Source organism: Paracidovorax oryzae ATCC 19882 (genome assembly GCF_000687165.1).
Lineage (GTDB): Bacteria > Pseudomonadota > Gammaproteobacteria > Burkholderiales > Burkholderiaceae_C > Paracidovorax > Paracidovorax oryzae.
Window position 1 is genome coordinate 253894 of the sequence record NZ_JMKU01000002.1, and the last position, 18057, is coordinate 271950.

Below are 18057 nucleotides of genomic sequence, written 5' to 3' on the forward strand. Positions count from 1 at the left end.
AAAGCCTGCAAGGCTTTTTTGCTTGGAGCCAGAATGACCATCGCCATCCGGCCTGCCACCGCTTCCGACTTCGATGCCATCGCCGAAGTGTGGGAAGCCTCCGTCCGGGCCACGCACGATTTCCTGCCCGTGTCCGAGATCGAGGCGCTGCGCCCCGTGCTGCGCGAGCAATACCTGCCGGCGGTCGATCTGCAGGTCGCGGTCGGCGCCGATGGCGGGATTGCCGGGTTCATCGGCACGGCGGCCGGAAAGATCGAAATGCTGTTCATCGCCCCGGCCGCGCGGGGCTCCGGGATCGGCTCCGCGCTGATGGCGCGCACCGACGCGCCGGAGGTGGACGTGAACGAGCAGAACACCCAGGCCCTGGACTTCTACCGGCGCCGGGGCTTTCAGGTCGTGGGCCGCTCGCCGCTGGACGGGCAGGGCCGTCCGTATCCGCTGCTGCATCTCCGGCGCTAGGGAGAGCCCTGGCAACGCAGATGGCCGAAGGTTGCCAGTGCCAGGCGCCCCATCCGTCGAGGCGCCCAGACCAGCAAGGCCATGAGGCCGAAGCCGCAGGAACTCCACAAAGCGGCCCAGAGCAATGTTCCCATGGCGATGCCGTCGGCAGCGGCGCACGCAAGCCATGCCAGCGCTCCCAGTCCTGCCGAAACGATTCGCAGGCCCGCAACCGATTTGCTGGAGATGGGTGTGGGCAAGGTGTCCTGCACCCGCCGGGTCGCCAGGTACAGCAGCCACCATGCGGCGCCCATGCAAGCCGCTGCGCAGGCCGTCAACGCGCCCGCACTCATGCTGCGGCACTTCCGCGTGCGATGCGCTGCGCGGACCATGCTGCCACGGTGGCCAGCAGCAGCAACATGATGTCCACCCCGACCACGGCTGCCGGCGTGCGCGACCATGCCGCGCCGTAGGCGCCCGTCGTCAGCGCATTCAGCACCACGCACACCAGCGCCAGGCCGGAAATGGCCGTAGCCTGGTCGCGCCAGGCCTGGGGACCACGCACTACCGCAAGCGCCAGGCAGGCCAGCCAGGTGCCGTAGAACGCGGCGGCCTCCAGTTCCGCACGGGTCCAGCCCATGGCATGCGCTGCATCGGGGAGCAGGCGATTGGCCGCCAGGAAGGCCAGCGTGGCCACCACGGTGCCTGGGATGCCTGCGGTGCACAGCGACTCGACCAGGCGCCAGCGCAGGCCCGGCGGCGTGCGTGCGCGCCGGGCGGCCAGCCAATGCACCAGGCCGCTCGCGATGAGCACGCAGCCCGAAAGTCCCAGCCCGAAGTACAGCCAGCGCAGCAGCGGATGCTCGAACTGGATGAAATGCAGGCCCGAGATGAAGCGCTGCACGCCCATGGCCGGCGCGGCCTCGAAGCGGTGCAGCGGATGGCCGGTGGCGGCGTCGAAGAAAAGCTGGTCCAGGTTCATCGGCACCTCGCGCGCATAGGAGCGGCGCAGCTCCACCGTGGCGTGCCGGTCGCCCGGGTTCCACACGCGCAGGAAGTACGGCTCCGCCCCCGCGCCCCAGGTGCGGCGTGCCGCGTCGGCCATGGCGTCCAGCGATGCCATGGGGGCTGTCGCCGGCCCTGCGCGCGGGCGCTGGTAGCGGCCATAGCCGTCGGCCTGCACGGCGGCGCGGGCCTGGGGGCCATCGCCGTAGACGCCCACGTGCGCCTGCGGAAAGTACAGCGACCAGAAGATCACCAGCCCCGACACCGTGATCGCCACGTGGAAGGGCAGGCCCATCACGCCGGTGACGTTGTGCAGGTCCAGGCTGCTGCGCGGCAACCGGCTGCGCGGCCGGAAGGTGAAGAAGTCCGCCAGCAGGCGGCGGTGGATCACCACGCCCCCCACGAGCAGCACCAGCATGCCCATGCCGGCCAGGCCCACCAGCCACTTGCCCAGGTCCTTCCAGTCCCAATGCAGGCCATAGTGGAACGGGAAGATGAAGCCGCTGGCACCCCAGGTCTCCGATGCGGGCAACACCGCCAGTGTGGCCGCATCGAGGTAGCGCTGGCCACGCGCGCCGTCCGGGCCCTGCCAGGACAGGCGCAGCACGGGCGTGCGTGGCGTGGCCCAGTCGATGCGCCATTGGCGTGCGCCGGCCGGCACCAGCGCCTGGACGACGGGCTGCAGCGCGTCCAGCCGCGGCGGGTGGGGCGGTGCCGGCAAGCGGGTGGCGGGCATCATCCAGCGGTCCAGTTCCCGGTCGAACACGCTGAGCGTGCCCATCCAGAAGACGGCCAGCAGCAGCACTCCCAGCACGATGCCGCACCAGGTGTGCACACCTGCCATGCGCGTGCGCCAGCGGGCAGTGGGGACCGGTGCCGCGTTCATGCGGGCATGCCCGGCTGCAGCCACCAGCCTGCCGCAGCGCAGCCCGCGGCGGCCAGGCCCAGCACGCCGGCCAGGTGCAGCAGCCGGGGGCATGCCAGCGCCCAGAGCAACACGCCCAGGTAGGCCGGAAAGCCCAGCATGGCGGCCGCCACGACGGCATCGGACGGCGCCAGGCCGCCGCGGGCCAGCGCGCTGGCGGTGGCCGTTACCGCCAACTGCACCACGCCATAGCCGCCGGCCACGGCCACCACTGTGCGTGCCGCGGTGCACGCCACCGTCGCTGCGCTGTAAGCCATCAGAAGTCCACCGAATAGCCCAGCGTCAGCGTGCGGCCCCGGCCCGCGAAGTAACGCATCGGCTCCACCAGCGCGCTTTGCGAGTAGTAGGTGATGTAGTCGCGGTTGAACAGGTTGGCCACGGCCAGCCGCACCCGGCCCTTGGGCAGCTGGTACTGCAGGCTGGCGTCCACCAGCGTGTAGCCGCCGAAGTTCATGGCCGGGTTGTCGAAGGTGCGGCTGAAGGCGCGCTGCACCTGCACGAAGGACGAGAGCTGTTCATTCCACTGCGCCGTCCAGCTGGCCACCAGCCGGTCGGGCGCGATGTTCAGGCCGTCGAGCCGCGCGTCCAGGCGGCCATCGCCGTTGCTGTCGTAGCGGCCCTTGGTGCGCGAATAGGCCAGCCTGGCCTTGTGGGCGCGGTCGACCTGCCAGCCCAGGCTGGCCTCCAGCCCGTCGATGCGGTTCTTCTCTCGTGCGAGCATGAAGGCCTCGTTCACCCGCAGCACCCGCGTGCCGTAGTCGGAGGACGACCGGAACCAGCTGGCCTCGGCCTCCCAGTCACCGCGTTTCACGCGCGTGCCCAGCTCCACGCTCTTCGTGACGATGGGGCTCAGGCTCTTCATGTCGTCCACGTTCTGGCCCGGCGTGTTGATGGACCGCAGCACGCGGCCCACGTCCGGCATGCCGAAGCCTTCGGAATAGCTGGCATAGACATTCCAGTCCCGGGCCGGCTCGAAGACGATGCCGGCGTTGTAGAGCGTCTCGTCGAAGTCGAGCGTGCCGCCCTGCACCGCCACGCGGTTGTAGGCCGCCAGCGTGCGGTAGCTGTCGATCTTCAGGTCCGCGGATTCCCTGCGCACGCCGCCGTGCAGCGTGACCTTGTCGAGCAGCTTGTATTCACCCTGCAGGAAGAGCGACAGGTTGCGGTATTCCGATTCGGGCACGTAGGTCCGGCCGGTACCGAACAGGTCCTGCTTGCCCTTGTCCACCAGCGTGTCGAAGCCGCCGGTGAGCTTGAGCCGGTCGTTCAGCAGATCGGCCTTCGTCAGTGTGACCTTGGTGCCCAGCTTGGACGATTTGGCCCGCGACTGGTCCACCAGCGTGCCGCGCGGCGCGATCAGCGGGTCCTGGAAGGTGGCCGAGCGGTCACCGCCGAACAGCGCCTCGAACTCCTGGCTGAACGCCAGGGCCGACAGTTCCATGCCCGCCAGGTTGTAGTGGTCGTAGGTGATGGCCGAGGTCTGGACCTCGTTGAAGGGCGGCGCGCCCGCTGGCGTGCCTTCCATGGAGGTGGTCGGAATGCCGCGCGTGCGGTCGCCCGCCACGCCGATGTAGTGGGCCTGCGACTTGATGCGGTAGCGGTTGACGGACATTTGCAGCCGTTGGTCGTCGTCCAGCCAGTAACCCAGCTTGCCCAGCACGTCGTAGCTGCGCGCGTCCATCAGGTCGCCCTGGGTGTTGTCCGCGCCGATGCCGCGGCCCTGCGCGTCGCGCCACAGGCCCTGGTCCTCGGCGGCGATGGAGAACAGGTAGTCCAGCTTGTCCTGCCGGCCGTTGGCGCTGTAGGCCATCCTGGTGGACAGGCTGTCGCTGCCGCCGTGCCCGGCGGGCATGGTGGCCTGCACGTCCACGCGCTGGTTGAGCGCGCCGTTCTCGGGTCGCTTGGTGATGAGGTTGATGGTGCCGCCCGTGGCGCCCAGGCCATTGATGGCGTTGGCGCCCTGGACCACCTCCACCCGGTCGATCATCGCGAAGTCGATGGTATGCGCCTCGCGCCCGGTGGGCCGGATGGGATTGGACTGCGGCACGCCGTCCACCAGGATCAGCGGCGTGCGGCCCCGCAGCGTCTCGCCGCTGCCGTTCATCTTGCCGCGGCTGGGCGTGTACGACGGGATCAGGTTGCTCAGCACATCCGACGAATTGGTGGACAGCGCCAGTTGCTGCTCGATCTGCGCGCGGGTGATGACTTGCACCGTCTGCGGCGCCTTCTCGGCCTCCATGTTGGAGCGTGAGGCCGACACGGTCACCGTTTCCAGCGTGTCGCGTCCCGCCGGCGTGCGGGCTGCCGGGGCGTCCTGCGCTGCGTCGCCGCCGGGGGCGGTCGCATCGGCGGCCACGGCCTCCGCCGGGGCCGGCCGGGCGCCCGTGCGGCCCTGCTCACCGGCCGCGGGTGCCGCAGGTGCAGAGGCCGGCAGCGCAGGCGCGAGCCCATAGCCGGCGCCGGTCTTGCGTATGGTGTAGCCACTGCCCTTGAGCAGTTGCGCAAAGCCTTCTTCCACGCCGTAGCGGCCCTGCAGGCCGGCGGTGGTGGCTCCGGCCACCCGGCTGGCATCCACCGCCAGCGACACGCCCGCCTCTTGCGCGAAGCGGTTGAGCGCCGGGCCCAGGGCGCCGGGCGGGATATCGTAAGCCTGCACCACGGCAGCGGCGCCGGACTGGGCCTGCACCGCAGGGGACAGCGCTGCCAGTGCCATGGACAGCGACAGTGCCAGGGGCGGGAGGCCGCCGCGCGGGCCGGAACGCATGGAGTCGCGCATGTTGGGAGATCCTTTTGGTCATTGGGTTCATAGCCCTTGACGGGCCAGAACGCCAAACCGGAACCTCTTCACGCAAAAAAATGCGCTGCTCAGGGTGGTGCTGCTGCCAGGCTTACCCATACCCAGCGTGAAGCGAGCGACCGTACCCGCAACTGCGGGAAGGTCTGCTGCAGCAATTGCAACGCCTGCCCGGTGTCATCGAGCGGCAGCACGCCCGTCATGCGCACCGTTGACAGTGCAGCCCGGTCGAAGTGCAGGCTGCCCGTGTGGTGGCGGGCCAGTTCGTCCAGTACCTCGGACAGCGGCCGGTCATCCACCACCAGTTGATGGCGGCGCCAGCCCTGTTCCACGCCTTGCGGGTCCAGCCGCTCGACGCGGCCCACGCCGGCAGTGCCCAGGGTCACGCGCTGGCCCGCGCTGACTTCCACGGCCTCCCGGCTGCCGGACTGCCACTGGTGCGGCGTCTGGACCGCCACGCGCGATTCGAGCATTTCCACCCGTACGCCGGCCGCGTCGTAGGTCACGGTGAAACGGGTGCCCAGCGCACGCACCCGGCCCAGGGGCGTCTGCACGTAGAAGGGCCGCGACGCGTCGTGTGCCACCTCCACCAGAACGCTGCCGCGCAGCAGTTCCACCACGCGCTGATGCGCATCGAGGTGCCAGCGCACCGCGCCGGCACCGCTCAGCGTGAGTTGCGAGCCATCCTCGAGCACCTGGTGGCGCCACTGTCCTTCGGTGCTGCGCAGGTCGGCCAGCTCCTGTGCCCAGGGGCTGGCGGGGTGGTCGCGCACCAGCCACCACGCAGGCATGGCCAGCACTGCGGCCAGCGCCAGCGCACTGCCCCACCGTGCGGCGCGCTGGCGACGGCGCAGCTGCAATGCCGCCCGCATCGCCGCGTGCGCGGCCTGGCCGCCCCCGGGGGCCTGCCCGCGTACCGCCTGCACCTGGTCGATGAAGGCTTCCATGCGCGCTGCCGCCTGCGCGTGTCGCCGATCCTGCGCCTTCCAGGCCGCAAAGCCGGCCTGGGCCCGGGCGCGTTCTTCCGCGTCGTCGCTGCCCAGGCGCACGATCCAGTCGGCGGCCTGTTGCGCAACGTCAGTACCCTCGTGCGGCAAGGTGCTCACCCGTCCACCGCCTGGTGGCAGCACACCAGCGCCTGGACCAGGTATTTCTGCACCATGCGGGTGGAGACACCCAGCGCGGCCGCCACCTCCGCGTGCGGCAGCCCTTCCAGGTAATGCAGCAGAAAGGCCTGCTGTGCCTTGGCCGACAGGTCCTGCAACGCGGCCTCGATGCGTACCAGGCTCTGTACCGTCTCCACCACCTGCTCGGTCGAAGGCCCGCCATCGGTGGCCGCCACCACGGCCAGTGCGTCCAGGTAGGCCTGCTCGATCACGCGGCGCCGCGCGTCGTCGATCAGCAGGCGCCTGGCGGTGGTGACCAGGTAGGCGCGGGGCTCGCGCAGCGTCGGCAGCACCGTGGGCGTGCCCAGGATGCGCAGAAACGTGTCATGGGCCACATCGGCCGCCTGGTGTCCGCAGCCGAGCTTGCGGCGCAGCCACGCCAGCAACCATCCATGATGTTCGCAATACAGCGCACTGACGTGCTGCTGCAGCGCCGTTTCCACGGCTGCCATACCCCGACCCTTCATAACCTCGGCAGGGTGCCGAGTAAGTGAGAACGGTTCTCAGTCTAACTGAGTCGAGGTCAGAGCCGGAACACTCCGTCGTCGTAGGCGGCGTTGTATTCGGCCGCGTCGTGCAGGGTCTTCTCGGCCATTTCCGCCGCGGCGGCCTGCAGCTTGGCCTGCCACTTGCCGCGGCGCGCGTAGTCGATCAGCTCGTCCGCGATGGCCGAGCCCTGGCGGCCGGCGCTGCGCAGCTGGCCCCAGGCGACCAGCCGGCCCATGGTGGCGACGACGCCGCGGATGTCGGCGAGCTTCTGGCTGGCACCGGCGATCGTCACGCGGTCCTCCAGGGGCTGCAGGCCGCGCAGCACGTAGGGCCGTCCGTCCATCTCCACCGGCTGCAGGAACGCCATCGAGACGGCCTGCACGCGCCGCTGCACGGCCACCACCCGTTCGGCCTGCGTGCCCCAGCGGGGCTGCTTCGTCTTCAGGTGCGGTACCAGCGATGAGGGCAGGGCCTGCTTGAGGTCCAGCAGGTAGTTGCCGTCGGGCGAGCCCTTGCCTTCCACGAGGATGGCGTAGCGGTCCACGCCCAGGCTGCCGGTGCCGGCGATGCGGCGGGCCACGTCGAGCACGCGGAAGAAGTGCGGATGGTCCGCATCGTGCTGTTGCGCCTTGGCGAAGTCTTCCATGAAGCCCAGCACCTCGGCGCGCTGGGCGTCCGAGGCGGGCAGTGCCTTGCGGCCGTCGGTGCGCAGCTTGCGCTTGCGGCCTTTGGTGACCGTGCGGCTGTCGAGGAAGGCCGCGCGCTGGCGGTCCCGCAGCCCGTCCAGCAGGGTGCGCACCAGCCCCTGCGCGGTCTGCGGCTCCACCCAGTAGGCCTTGCCGTCGCCCAGGGCATGCACATAGGCGGACAGGAAGGCCGTGCAGAGCTCCTCCACCGCGAGCGGTTCGAGTTGCAGGCTGCCGGCGCCCACCCGCAGGCTGGCCAGCAGCCGCACCAGGTCCCAGGTGGCGGGGGCGAGCGCGGCCTCGTCGAAGTCGTTCAGGTCGAAATACGCGATCCGGTGCTGCCCCTTGTAGCTGCCGAAGTTCTCCAGGTGCAGGTCGCCGCAGCACCAGACGGGCGGCGCCGACTTGAAGATGCCTCCCCGCGGCAGGCGGGCGTAGAACAGGTGGCAGGTGCCGCGCAGGAAGACGAAGGGGTCGCTGCGCATGCGCTCGTACTTGAGCGCCAGCCGCTCGGGGTCGCGGCCCGCGTTGTAGTGGAGGATTTCCTGTACGGCGTCCATGGAATAACTCGGCAGTGGGAGGCTCCATTGTGCGCCTGTGGCATCAGGCCGCCTGCGCCCACTCCTGCGCCGGCACGCCTTCGCCGAAGTACAGCGCCCGGATGTCGGCGCGCCCGCGCAGGTCCGCGGCGCTGCCGCACAGGGCGCTGCGGCCGGTCTCGAGCACGGTGGCGCGGTGGGCGTGGCGCAGCGCCACGGTGGAGTTCTGCTCGGCGATGAGCAGCGTCAGGCCCTCCTCGCGGTTGAGGCGCGCCAGTTCGCGGAAGATGTCCTCCACGGTGCGGGGCGCGAGCCCCATGCTGGGTTCGTCCAGCACCAGCAGGCGGGGCCGGGCCATCAGCGCGCGGCCGATGGCGGCCATCTGCTGCTCGCCGCCGGAGGCGAGCCCGGCGGGCGTGCGGCGCAGGACCCGCAGGCGTGGAAAGGCGGCATAGACGCGTTCCAGGTCCTGCGCGAGCCGCGAGCGCGGCGCGCCGCCGCCCAGGCCGCCGGCGACGAGGTTTTCCTCGATCGTGAGCGACGGGAAGCAGTGCCGGCCCTCCAGCACGGGCACGAGGCCGCTGCGCACCAGCATATCCGGCGTGGCGCGCAGCACGTCGGCGCCCGCGAAGGCGATGCTTCCGCGCGCGACCTGGCCGCGCAGAGCCGGCAGCAGTTGGGAGACGGCACGCAGCACCGTGGATTTGCCGGCGCCGTTGGCGCCCAGCAGTGCGTGGATCTCACCGGCCCGCACGTCCAGGCTCACGCCCTGCAGCGCGGCGATGGCGCCCCGGTAGTGCACATGCACGTTCTGCAGGCGCAGCAGCGGTGCGCCGTCGTCCTGGGGTGCCATGGCGTTCAGCTCCAGGCGTGGAAGGGCGGCTTCACGCCGTTCAGGTGGTAGTTGCCCACGATGGCGTACTTCCACCGCACCGGGTCGTGCAGCGTGTGGGTGCGCGCATTGCGCCAGTGGCGGTCCAGGTGGTATTGGCCCAGCGTGGAGCGCGTGCCGGCGAGCTCGAAGAGCTTGTTGGCGGCCTGCAGGGCGATCTCGGTGGAGAGCACCTTGGCCTCGGCCACCGCGATCTGCGCGGCGGCCACGGTGTCCGCATCGGGCGTGGCCAGCGCGCGGTCGATGGCGCGGCCCGCGCGCTCCAGCAGCGCCTCGCTCGCGTGCAGGCGGATCTGCAGGTCGCCCACCGCGTGGATGGTGTAGGGGTCTTCGGCGGCGGTGTCGCGCTGGCTGTCCACCCAGGGGCGGGTCTTGGTGCGCACGAAGTCCTGGGTGTCCTCGATCGCGTTGCGGGCGATGCCCACGTCCACCGCGGCCTGGATGATCTGGAAGATCGCGCCGTCCGCGGAAGGCCGGTCGTAGCCCTTCCAGGCCGGCACGAGGTGGGTGCGGGGCACGCGCACGCGGTCGATGAGCACGGTGCCGCTCAGCGTGGTGCGCTGCCCGAAGCTGCTCCAGTCGTCGATGACCGACAGGCCGGGGGCGTCGCGCCCGGCGATGGCATACCAGGCGCGGCCCTGCGGATCGTTGGCCACGATGGGCACGTAGTGCGCCAGCAGCGCGCCGCTGGAGTAGAACTTGCGCCCGCTCACCACCACGTGGTCACCGTCTTCGACGAAGCGGGTTTCGAAGTCCGCGGCGCGGCGCGAGCCCGATTCGGAGAATGCGTTGCCGAAGCGCGCGCCTGCGAGGATCTCGCCGAACAGCAGGCGCTGCTGCGCCTCGTCCGACACGGTGCGGATGGCGGCCACGATGCCCAGGTGGTTCTGGGTGATCTGGCCGATGGACGGGTCGGCCGCGGAGATGATCGCGATGACCTCCGCCAGCGTGGCATAGGACACCTCCGCGCCGCCATGGGCACGGGGCACGTTGATGGCCCAGAGCCCGCTCTGGGAATAGGCATCGATCTCCTCCACCGGCCAGAGCCGGTCGCGGTCGCGCAGCGCGGCGCCTTCGCGGAAGCGCTCGGCCAGGCCGTGGGCGATGGCGATGGCCTCGGCGTCGTCGCGGATCACGTGGGCCGGGGCCTTGGGGCGCGGCAGCCCCGGCACGGGCTGGCCGGGCTGCAGGGCTGCCTGCAGGGCGTGCGGGCGGACGGGCTGTTCGGTGGCGGGGCTCTGGAGCACGGCGGACATGGTGGTTCCTCCTGGTGGCGTGGGTTGGACGGGGGTGAAATCAGTCGTCGATGCTGCGGCGCAGCGGGATCTTCCGGTCGCGGGCATAGGCTTCGGACGATGCTTCGATCAGCGGCCGCAGCAGCTTCCAGTCCGGCGCGATCCAGTCGGAGACCACCTTCCACTGCTTGCCGTCCCATTGCTGGAAGGCCACGCGGCCATCGCCTTCGTGGTTGTCCCAGGTCACGTGGATGGAATGGAAGAGGCCCTTGGCGCCGAGGGCCGCGGCGCGCGCTTCGTCGATGCGCAGGTTCTCGAAGCCCCAGCGCACTTCGTCGCCGGTGAGGGTGCGCCGGCCGAATTTCGCCTGGGCGATGCGCACGGCCTCGACGTTGAGGATGCCGTTGAGCACCCCGAGGTTGTGATAGACGCTGCCGATGCGGCGCTGGTCCTCGAGGTTGCCCTTGCCGGTGGCGTACACGGTCTTGCGGATCTCCTGCAGCACGGGGTACTGGTCGCCCGCCGCCACCGTGGTGATGGCGGTGTAGCCCTTGGCGGCGTCGCCCGCGGGCAGCACGTCTTCCTCGGAGTTGGACCAGACGTTGCCGATGATGCGCGTGGCGGGGAAGCCCGTCTTCTGCGCCGTGCGGAGCGCCACGGGGTTCATCACGCCCCAGCCGCGCAGCACCACGTAGTCGGGCTTGGCGCGGCGGATGGCCAGCCACTGCGACTGCTGCTCGTTGCCGGGGTGCGGCACCTCGATCTGCTGCAGGGTGAAGCCGTACTGCTTCGCCAGCAGTTCGTAGATGGGGATCGTCTCCTTGCCGTAGGGCGAGCCGTGGTAGAGCACCACGATCTTCCTGCCCTTGAGCTTTTCCGCGCCGCCTTCCTTGCCGGCGATGTAGTTCACGATGCCCGAGGTCTCGCTGTAGGGGTTGAGCAGCAGCGGGAAGGCGTACTTGAACACGCGGCCGTCGGTGGTGTCGGTGCGGCCATGGTTGATGGTGATGAGCGGCACCTTGTCGGCGGTGACGCGGTCCAGCATGGCGTAGGCGATGCCCACCGAGAGCGGGTTCCAGGCGGCGATGCCGGGGCGGGTCTTGAAGCGCTCGTACACCTCCACACCGCGCTCCACCTCGTACTGCGTCTCTCCTTCGGCCCAGGTCAGCTTCACGCCGCCCACGCCGCCGTCGCGCAGGTTCACCAGGTTCAGGTAGTCGATGAATCCGCCGAAGAAGCCCGTGCCCCCGGCGGCGTACGGGCCGACGCGGTAGCTCTGCAGCGGGAAGAACTGCTCGTCGGCCCGGGCGGGCTGCACGGCAAGGGTGGCGGTGGCGGCCAGCGCGAGGACAGCGGCGCGCAGGTGCGGAAGAAGGCGCATGGAAGACAACTCCTGGAGGACGGTGGTGAAACGATGGAAAGGGGGGCGGTCAGTGCGGGGAATGCGGGAAGAGCGCGGCGATGCGGCGCGTGCAGGCCTGCCGCAGGCGGGTGCAGAGTGCCGCCAGGCCTTCGGGCTCGGCGATGAGGAAGCCGATGATCAGCACGCCCAGTACGATGCGCTGGACCATCTCCAGCACGCCGGAATCGAGCACCCCGCCGAGCGCCCAGCCGCCCAGGCGCGAGAGCAGCAGGGGCAAGGCGACCATGAGCGCTGCGCCGAGGAAGGCGCCGCGGAGGGTGCCGAGCCCGCCCAGGATGACGATGAAGAGGATCTGGAAGGAGCGGTCGAGGTTGAAGCCTGCGGGCTCCACGGTGCGCAGGTACACGAAGGCCCAGAGCACCCCGGCCACGCCGACGATGAAGGACGAGACGGCGAAGGCCAGCAGCTTGGTGCGCAGCACCGGGATGCCGATCACGCGGGCGGCCAGTTCGTTGTCGCGCACGGCGATGAAGTGCTGGCCGGTGCGCGTGGACACCAGCCGCCATGCGGCCGCCGTGAGCAGCGCCACCACGGTGAGCGCGAACAGGTAGCGCGCGGCGGGTGTATCGAAGACCCAGGGCCCCACGCGCAGCTCGGGCGCGTCCACCACGCCGGAGCGGCTATCGAGAGTGAACCAGCCGAAGCGGGTGAGTGCCCACTGCACGAAGAACTGCGCTGCCAGGGTGGCGACGGCGAGGTAGAAGCCCCGCAGCCGCAGGCTGGGCAGGCCGAAGACGAGCCCCACCGCCGTGGCGCACAGGCCGCCCAGCAGCATGCCGGCGGGCAGCGGCAGCCCGGGCACCCGCAACTGCAGGTTCAGCGCAGCGAACGCCCCCACCGCCATGAAGGCCGCCGTGCCCAGCGAGAGCTGGCCTGCATAGCCGGTGAGCAGGTTCAGGCCCACCCCGGCGAGCGACAGCACCAGGAAGGGCAGCAGGATGGCATCGAACCAGTACGGCGTGGCCAGTGCGGGCACGAACCCGTAGGCCAGCACCAGCAGCGCGGCGGCGGGCAGCCAGCGCGGCGCCGTGCGGCTGGCGGGGGCCGACCGTGCGTCCGCCAGGGAGGCTGCGGCCGCAGCCTGATGGGCTGCAGCGGCGGGAGGCAGGATGGCGCTCATGGTCATGCCCTTTCCACGAGGCGCTGGCCGAACAGCCCCTGTGGGCGCACCAGCAGGAAGACGAGTGCGACGGCATAGGCGAACCAGCCCTCGATGCCGCTGCCGACGATCGGGCCCAGGTACACCTCGGCCAGCTTCTCGAACGCGCCCACCAGCAGCCCGCCCACGATGGCGCCTGCCACCGAATCGAAGCCGCCCAGCACCAGCACGGGCAGGGCCTTGAGCACCACGAGCGACAGCGAGAACTGCACTCCCAGGCGCGCGCCCCACAGCAGCCCGGCGGCCAGCGCGATCACGCCGGCCGCGGCCCACACGGCGGACCACACCCGGGGCAGGCGCAGGCCCACGGCGAGCGCGGCGAAGGTGTCGTCCGCCACGGCGCGGAAGGCGAGGCCCGTGCGGGTGAAGCGGAAGAAGGCCGACAGCAGGACCACCAGGGTGCCCGCGCACGCGGCCGCCACGAGGTCGAAGCGCGAGACCAGCATGCCGGCGACGTCGAGCGGCGTGTCTTCGATGCCCAGGTCCAGCGCGTGGACCTGCGTGCCCCACGCGAGCTGTGCCACGCCCTCGATCACGTAGGACAGGCCCAGCGTCGCCACGAACAGCGCCATCGGGGAGCGGCCGGCCAGCGGCCGCAGCACGGTGCGCTCGATGGCCAGCCCGAGCAGCACCATCAGCACGAGGGTGGCCGCGAGCGCCAGGGCGAAGGGCACGCCGCGCTCCAGGAGGCTCACGAAGGTCAGCGCCGCCAGCAGCAGCTGCGCGCCCTGCGCGAAGTTGAGCACGCCCGAGGTCTTGTAGATGAGCACGAAGCCGATGGCCACGAGCGCGTACATCACGCCCGAGAGCAGGCCGCCCACGAGCACTTCGGCGAAGAAGGTGAAATCCGCATCCATCACGCGCCCTCCGCTTCGGCGCCGGCGTGCTCCACGCCCAGGTAGGCATCGATCACGGCGGGGTCGCTCCGCACCTCGGCGGGCGTGCCGTCGGCGATCTTGCGGCCGTGGTCCAGCACCGCCACCCGGTCGGAGAGGCCCAGCACCACGCCGATGTCGTGCTCGATGAGCAGGATGGCGGTGCCGAACCGGTCGCGCGCCGCACGCACCAGTGCGGCCATGTCGCGCTTTTCCGAAAGCGTCATGCCCGCCATGGGTTCGTCCAGCAGCAGCAGGCGCGGCGCGGCGGCCAGCGCGCGGGCCAGCTCGACGCGCTTCTGCAGCCCGTAGGGCAGGGTGGAGGCGGGCCGGTCGCGCACGGCCTGCAGCCCCAGAAAATCGATCACCGCATCCGCCTGCGCGGCCGTGTCGCGGCGGGCCGCGCGGGCCGCGCGGGCACGGGGCGCATTCGCCCACTGTTCGAGCCAGCTGCCCTGCGGTCCGGCGCAGCCCAGCGCCACGTTGTCGCGCACCGAGAGGCCCCGGAACAGCGCGAGGTTCTGGAAGGTGCGCGCCACCCCCAGCCGCGCCAGGCGCTGCGTGGGCACGTGCGCGAACTCCTCCGCGCCCAGCCGCACGCGGCCGCTGTCCGGGCGGTACAGGCCGCACACCACGTTGACCAGCGAGCTCTTTCCGGCCCCGTTGGGGCCGATGACGGCGCGGATCTCGGCGGGGGCGATGTCGAGGTCGATGTCCGACAGCGCCTGCACGCCGCCGAAGGATAGGGCGACGTGCCGCAGCTGCAGCACGGTAGCCGGGGTGGGCGGGGGCATGGCCATGGCGGTGGGGCGATGTGCTGGGGGGCGGGAATGTGCCGTGGCGTCAGGCTTCCGCGGCCTCCAGGGCGGGCTGCGTCCGCGGCTGCGCGGCGGCCTGGCGCGCCTCCAGCTCGCGTACCAGCGGCAGCACCTTGCGGCCGAAGTACTCCACCTCTTCGATGAAGTGCAGGAAGCCGGTCAGCACCAGGTCCACGCCGATGGCCTTGAGCGCGACGATGCGCTCGGCGACCTGCTGCGGCGTGCCGATCAGGTTGGTGCGGAAACCGTCGTTGTATTGCACGAGGTCCTCGAAGGTGGAGGTCGCCCAGTTGCCTTCTCCTTCCGGCGAGGAGCGGCCGGCCTGTTTCGCGGCGTCGCCGAAGGCCTGCACCGCTTCCACGTGCGCGTGGCGGATGATGTCCTGCAGGACGGCCTGCGCCTCCTCCTCGGTATCGCGGGCGATCACGAAGGCGTTCACGCCGATGCGCACCGTGTGGCCGTTGGCCCGGGCCTTGGCCTGGATGTCGTCGATCTGGGCCTTGAGGCCCTCGGGCGTGTTGCCGTTGGTGAAGTACCAGTCGGACACGCTGGCCGCGTTGTCGCGCGCGGCGCGCGAGCTGCCGCCCTGGAAGATCTCCGGATGGGGCTTCTGCAGCGGCTTGGGGCTGAGCGTGTAGTCGTTGAAGCGGTAGAAGTCGCCCCTGAAGGTGAAGTGGTCCTGCGTCCAGATGCCCTTGAGCGCCTGGATGAATTCCTTGGAACGGCGGTAGCGCTCGTCATGCTCCAGCCAGGGCTCGCCGATGGCGTGGAACTCGCCCTTGAACCACCCGCTCACCACGTTGATGCCGATGCGGCCGCCCGAGATGTGGTCGATGGTGGCGATCTGCTTGGCCACCACGGCCGGGTTCCACGGGCCCGGCAGGATGGCGGCCAGCACCTTCAGCCGCGTGGTGGCGTGCAGCAGGGCCTGGCTGAACGAGACGGACTCGTGCTGGTGCTCCGCCCCGTAGCCCGCCGTGAAGCGGATCTGGCTCAGGGCGTATTCGAAGCCGGCTTTCTCCGCTGCCACCGCCAGCCGCTGGTTGTATTCCAGGCTCCAGTCGGTGCGCTGCTCGATGGTGCTCACGACCAGGCCGCCGCTGACGTTCGGCACCCAGTAGGCGAATTTGACGGGTTCGTTGCGGGATGTGCTCATGGTGAAGGCTCCTTGGATGGGATGGAGGACAGGCGTGCGAACACGGTTGCTCAGGCCACGGCGGCCAGCACGGGGCGCGCGGGCGCAGCGGCCTCGCGGCCCGCGCGCAGCAGCGGCAGGGCACGCTCAACGGCCAGGGCGGCGCGGGCCAGCAGGGCCGGGTCGGTGATGCGGTAGTCGGTGAAATCCTTGTCGGTGCCGTACACGCCCAGGGGCAGGGTGCGGGCCTGGAAGAAGCTGAAGAGCGGGCGCAGCTGGTGGTCGATCACCAGCGCGTGGCGCTCGCTGCCACCCGTGGCGGCCAGCAGCACGGGCACGTCCACCAGGGCCTCGTGGTGCACGAAATCGAAGAAATGCTTGAACAGGCCCGAGTACGTGGCCCGGTACACCGGGCTGCCCACCACGAGCACGTCCGCCTGTTCGACGGCGGCGATGTCGGCCTCCACCTCCGGCGGCAGCTGGTTGCGGTAGAGGGCGCCCGCCAGGCGCGGGCCGACCGTGCCGAGTTCGATGGTGCGCACGCGGATGGGAACGGCGTCACCGATCCTTTCGACGAGGTGCTCGACGAGCGCGAGGGTGCGCGACGGGCGCTGGAGACTGCCGGAGACGGCGACGAGATTCAGGGTGCGGGCCATGGTGATCCATTCGTTGCGGTGAAGGGGGCGGCACCGCGGCGCGGTGTCCGTCCTGCCTTCAGCAGCTTGCGTGCCAGAGATTTTTCCCTTTGAAATCAATGGCTTGCACATTCGCTGTCACGCAACGGGTGTGTGCTGCACAGCACGCTGCTGTCGCGTTGCTGCAGGATCAGCAGACCACCGGGAAACGTGCATGCATATGCGTTTCCCGCAGCAGCGGATCAGGAATAGAAGGACGGCTCGGGCCGCTGCCCGTGCAGCGCCCACCGGCCCAGTTCGCGGCGCTTGTAGTCCTCCGGATCGTGCAGGGTGTGCACCCGCAGGTTGCGCCAGAAGCGGTCCAGGCGCAGTGCGGCCGTGGTGGCGCGCGGGCCGGTCACCTCGAAGAGCCGGTGCGCCACGTCGAGCGCGGCGCGGCCCGCGGCCACCTTGGCGGCCGCCACGGCCACGGCCACGTCGCCGCGCGCCCCGGGCGATAGCGCGAGCCCTTCGGACCATGCCGCGTCGAACAGCGCCGCCGCACGGTCCGCCAGCAGGCGCGCCCCTTCGAGGGCCAGCCAGAAGTCGCCGTAATGGCCCAGCAGGTACGGGTCTTCGCCCGCCTGGTCCACGCCGGAGGCATGCCATGGGCGCGCATGCTGCAGCGTGAAGCCGCGTGCTTCGGCCAGTGCGCCTTCGCCCAGCCCCAGGTACACGTGCGCCAGCACCAGCTGCGCCAGCAGCGGGCGCAGCGCCGCGAACGGGGAGGACAGGGGGCCCGGATCGGTGAGCAGCTCATGCGCCTGCACGCGCACCTGATCGAAGACCACGCTGCCGCTGTCCGTCTGGCGCTGGCCGATGTTGTCCCAGTCGCCCTGCACCTGGATCCCTTCCCGGGTGGTCGGCACCACGGCGATCAGCAGCCGGCCCGTGGGGTCGAATGCGGAGGCGAGCAGCCTGTCGGAATCGCCCGCGCCCGAGCAGAAACTCTTGCGGCCGTGGAACGACCACGAGCCGTCCGGCTGCTGCGTGGCCGCTGTGCCCCGGTCCAGCGGGTTGAGCGCGTTGCCCCAGAACCATTGCCGCGCCACGGTGGCCTCGAGCCAGGGCTGCCACTGCGCCGGCCGGCCGAAGAGCTGCGCCGTGGCCAGCAGCAGGTGGTGGAAGCCGAACACGTGGGCGACCGCGCTGTCCACGCGCGCGAAGTGTCGCACCACGCCCAGCACCTCGCTCCAGGAGGCCCCCAGCCCGCCCAGGGATGCGGGAACGGGCAGGGCCAGCAGGCCGCTTTCGCGCAGCAGGCGGCGCTCGTGCAGGGGCACGCCGCCGGCCTGGTCGCGCGCGATGGCCGTGGCGGCAAGGGATTCGACCATCCGGTCGCGGGCACCGTGCCAGTCCCGGTGCGCTTCGGCGGCGAAGTGTTTCATGGTCGCACTCCTTGCGCACTGGAGGCGGAGAGGTGCGGCGACCGGATTCGCACGGTGCCGCGGTGCCAGGTGCAGTACGGAGGAGGGCCGCCGGGCGCGGCAGAAGATGTTTTGTGCATGGAGGAGTGGGTGCGTGGTGGAGAGGAGCAGCCGGTGTCGCAGGGTCTGTGCCATGGGCCGCCATGGGAAACGGCGTGGGGGCCTGCTGCGGGATCAGCAACCGCGGCGCCGGGCTGCTGCGGCAGTGTCTGCCAGGGCGCAGTTGCTGCTGCAGCCGCAAAACGTCTATCGATGCTTGGAATCCTTATTTGCCGCGGGGCATGCGGATTCCCAGAATTGCTGTTCAGGCAGCAGTTCCGTCCTTCCGCCCGCGCCGCAGCCTTTCCCGTGCGGCGGCGGTACCCTTATCGAGGAGA

General features: G+C 70.6%; 17 protein-coding genes. 1 reads left to right on the forward strand and 16 read right to left on the reverse strand.

The window, feature by feature from the left end:
* Positions 1-33 precede the first annotated feature (33 nt).
* Positions 34-459 carry a GNAT family N-acetyltransferase gene (locus tag T336_RS0102900; RefSeq protein WP_019702686.1) on the forward strand — a complete coding sequence of 142 codons (426 nt, stop codon included), beginning with the start codon at positions 34-36 and terminating at the stop codon, positions 457-459.
* Here the strand turns inward: T336_RS0102900 and T336_RS27575 are convergent.
* The 16 genes from T336_RS27575 to T336_RS0102980 all read right to left on the reverse strand — a co-directional run bounded on the left by T336_RS27575 (position 456) and on the right by T336_RS0102980 (position 17641).
* Entirely contained in the window at positions 456-899 is a 444-nt protein-coding gene (locus tag T336_RS27575; RefSeq protein WP_084151355.1) for a DUF3325 family protein, read from the reverse strand. The genes T336_RS0102900 and T336_RS27575 overlap by 4 nt on opposite strands.
* Positions 788-2329, reverse strand: coding sequence for a PepSY-associated TM helix domain-containing protein (locus tag T336_RS0102910; RefSeq protein WP_026431421.1), 1542 nt, complete (start codon positions 2327-2329; stop codon positions 788-790). Before T336_RS0102910 ends, T336_RS27575 begins: the two co-directional genes overlap by 112 nt.
* Positions 2326-2625, reverse strand: coding sequence for a hypothetical protein (locus T336_RS24715; protein WP_035225207.1), 300 nt, complete (start codon positions 2623-2625; stop codon positions 2326-2328). Before T336_RS24715 ends, T336_RS0102910 begins: the two co-directional genes overlap by 4 nt.
* Positions 2625-5144 carry a TonB-dependent receptor gene (locus T336_RS0102920; protein WP_026431422.1) on the reverse strand — a complete coding sequence of 840 codons (2520 nt, stop codon included), beginning with the start codon at positions 5142-5144 and terminating at the stop codon, positions 2625-2627. Before T336_RS0102920 ends, T336_RS24715 begins: the two co-directional genes overlap by 1 nt.
* Positions 5145-5233: 89 nt before the next feature.
* Entirely contained in the window at positions 5234-6268 is a 1035-nt protein-coding gene (locus T336_RS0102925; protein ID WP_026431423.1) for a FecR family protein, read from the reverse strand.
* The gene (locus T336_RS0102930) at positions 6265-6780 is read right to left on the reverse strand and encodes a sigma-70 family RNA polymerase sigma factor (protein ID WP_026431424.1); all 516 of its coding nucleotides are present in this window, start codon (positions 6778-6780) and stop codon (positions 6265-6267) included. The genes T336_RS0102925 and T336_RS0102930 overlap by 4 nt, the downstream gene beginning before the upstream one ends.
* Positions 6781-6851: 71 nt before the next feature.
* Positions 6852-8063, reverse strand: a complete 1212-nt coding sequence (locus T336_RS0102935; protein ID WP_026431425.1) for a DUF2252 domain-containing protein — start codon at positions 8061-8063, stop codon at positions 6852-6854.
* A gap of 43 nt (positions 8064-8106) precedes the next feature.
* Positions 8107-8895, reverse strand: a complete 789-nt coding sequence (locus T336_RS0102940; RefSeq protein ID WP_026431426.1) for an ABC transporter ATP-binding protein — start codon at positions 8893-8895, stop codon at positions 8107-8109.
* A gap of 5 nt (positions 8896-8900) precedes the next feature.
* Positions 8901-10190: an SfnB family sulfur acquisition oxidoreductase gene (locus T336_RS0102945; protein WP_084151356.1), complete on the reverse strand. Its 1290-nt coding sequence runs from the start codon at positions 10188-10190 to the stop codon at positions 8901-8903.
* Between the two features lie 40 nt (positions 10191-10230).
* Positions 10231-11550, reverse strand: coding sequence for an ABC transporter substrate-binding protein (locus T336_RS0102950; protein ID WP_026431428.1), 1320 nt, complete (start codon positions 11548-11550; stop codon positions 10231-10233).
* 49 nt (positions 11551-11599) lie between these two features.
* On the reverse strand, positions 11600-12712 hold the full coding sequence (locus tag T336_RS0102955) for a branched-chain amino acid ABC transporter permease (protein WP_404821576.1): 1113 nt from the start codon (positions 12710-12712) through the stop codon (positions 11600-11602).
* A gap of 2 nt (positions 12713-12714) precedes the next feature.
* Positions 12715-13608, reverse strand: a complete 894-nt coding sequence (locus T336_RS0102960; RefSeq protein ID WP_035225211.1) for a branched-chain amino acid ABC transporter permease — start codon at positions 13606-13608, stop codon at positions 12715-12717.
* Positions 13608-14426: an ABC transporter ATP-binding protein gene (locus T336_RS0102965; RefSeq protein ID WP_026431431.1), complete on the reverse strand. Its 819-nt coding sequence runs from the start codon at positions 14424-14426 to the stop codon at positions 13608-13610. Before T336_RS0102965 ends, T336_RS0102960 begins: the two co-directional genes overlap by 1 nt.
* Before the next feature lie 43 nt (positions 14427-14469).
* Positions 14470-15600, reverse strand: a complete 1131-nt coding sequence (gene sfnG, locus T336_RS0102970) for a dimethylsulfone monooxygenase SfnG (protein ID WP_026431432.1) — start codon at positions 15598-15600, stop codon at positions 14470-14472.
* Positions 15601-15650: 50 nt separating this feature from the next.
* Positions 15651-16235, reverse strand: coding sequence for an FMN reductase (gene msuE / locus T336_RS0102975; protein ID WP_026431433.1), 585 nt, complete (start codon positions 16233-16235; stop codon positions 15651-15653).
* Between the two features lie 221 nt (positions 16236-16456).
* Positions 16457-17641 (reverse strand): acyl-CoA dehydrogenase family protein, encoded by a 1185-nt coding sequence (locus T336_RS0102980; protein WP_026431434.1) that lies wholly within the window; start codon positions 17639-17641, stop codon positions 16457-16459.
* Between the last annotated feature and the right edge of the window lie 416 nt (positions 17642-18057).

What these genes read in the sequence shown, in the direction of transcription:
- T336_RS0102900 (WP_019702686.1), top strand. Translation starts at nt 34, where the DNA reads ATGACCATCGCCATCCGGCCTGCCACCGCTTCCGACTTCGATGCCATC.
- T336_RS27575 (WP_084151355.1), bottom strand. Translation starts at nt 899, where the DNA reads ATGGTCGCGCACGCCGGCAGCCGTGGTCGGGGTGGACATCATGTTGCT.
- T336_RS0102910 (WP_026431421.1), bottom strand. Translation starts at nt 2,329, where the DNA reads ATGAACGCGGCACCGGTCCCCACTGCCCGCTGGCGCACGCGCATGGCA.
- T336_RS24715 (WP_035225207.1), bottom strand. Translation starts at nt 2,625, where the DNA reads ATGGCTTACAGCGCAGCGACGGTGGCGTGCACCGCGGCACGCACAGTG.
- T336_RS0102920 (WP_026431422.1), bottom strand. Translation starts at nt 5,144, where the DNA reads ATGCGCGACTCCATGCGTTCCGGCCCGCGCGGCGGCCTCCCGCCCCTG.
- T336_RS0102930 (WP_026431424.1), bottom strand. Translation starts at nt 6,780, where the DNA reads ATGGCAGCCGTGGAAACGGCGCTGCAGCAGCACGTCAGTGCGCTGTAT.
- T336_RS0102935 (WP_026431425.1), bottom strand. Translation starts at nt 8,063, where the DNA reads ATGGACGCCGTACAGGAAATCCTCCACTACAACGCGGGCCGCGACCCC.
- T336_RS0102940 (WP_026431426.1), bottom strand. Translation starts at nt 8,895, where the DNA reads ATGGCACCCCAGGACGACGGCGCACCGCTGCTGCGCCTGCAGAACGTG.
- T336_RS0102945 (WP_084151356.1), bottom strand. Translation starts at nt 10,190, where the DNA reads ATGTCCGCCGTGCTCCAGAGCCCCGCCACCGAACAGCCCGTCCGCCCG.
- T336_RS0102950 (WP_026431428.1), bottom strand. Translation starts at nt 11,550, where the DNA reads ATGCGCCTTCTTCCGCACCTGCGCGCCGCTGTCCTCGCGCTGGCCGCC.
- T336_RS0102955 (WP_404821576.1), bottom strand. Translation starts at nt 12,712, where the DNA reads ATGAGCGCCATCCTGCCTCCCGCCGCTGCAGCCCATCAGGCTGCGGCC.
- T336_RS0102960 (WP_035225211.1), bottom strand. Translation starts at nt 13,608, where the DNA reads ATGGATGCGGATTTCACCTTCTTCGCCGAAGTGCTCGTGGGCGGCCTG.
- T336_RS0102965 (WP_026431431.1), bottom strand. Translation starts at nt 14,426, where the DNA reads ATGGCCATGCCCCCGCCCACCCCGGCTACCGTGCTGCAGCTGCGGCAC.
- sfnG (WP_026431432.1), bottom strand. Translation starts at nt 15,600, where the DNA reads ATGAGCACATCCCGCAACGAACCCGTCAAATTCGCCTACTGGGTGCCG.
- msuE (WP_026431433.1), bottom strand. Translation starts at nt 16,235, where the DNA reads ATGGCCCGCACCCTGAATCTCGTCGCCGTCTCCGGCAGTCTCCAGCGC.
- T336_RS0102980 (WP_026431434.1), bottom strand. Translation starts at nt 17,641, where the DNA reads ATGAAACACTTCGCCGCCGAAGCGCACCGGGACTGGCACGGTGCCCGC.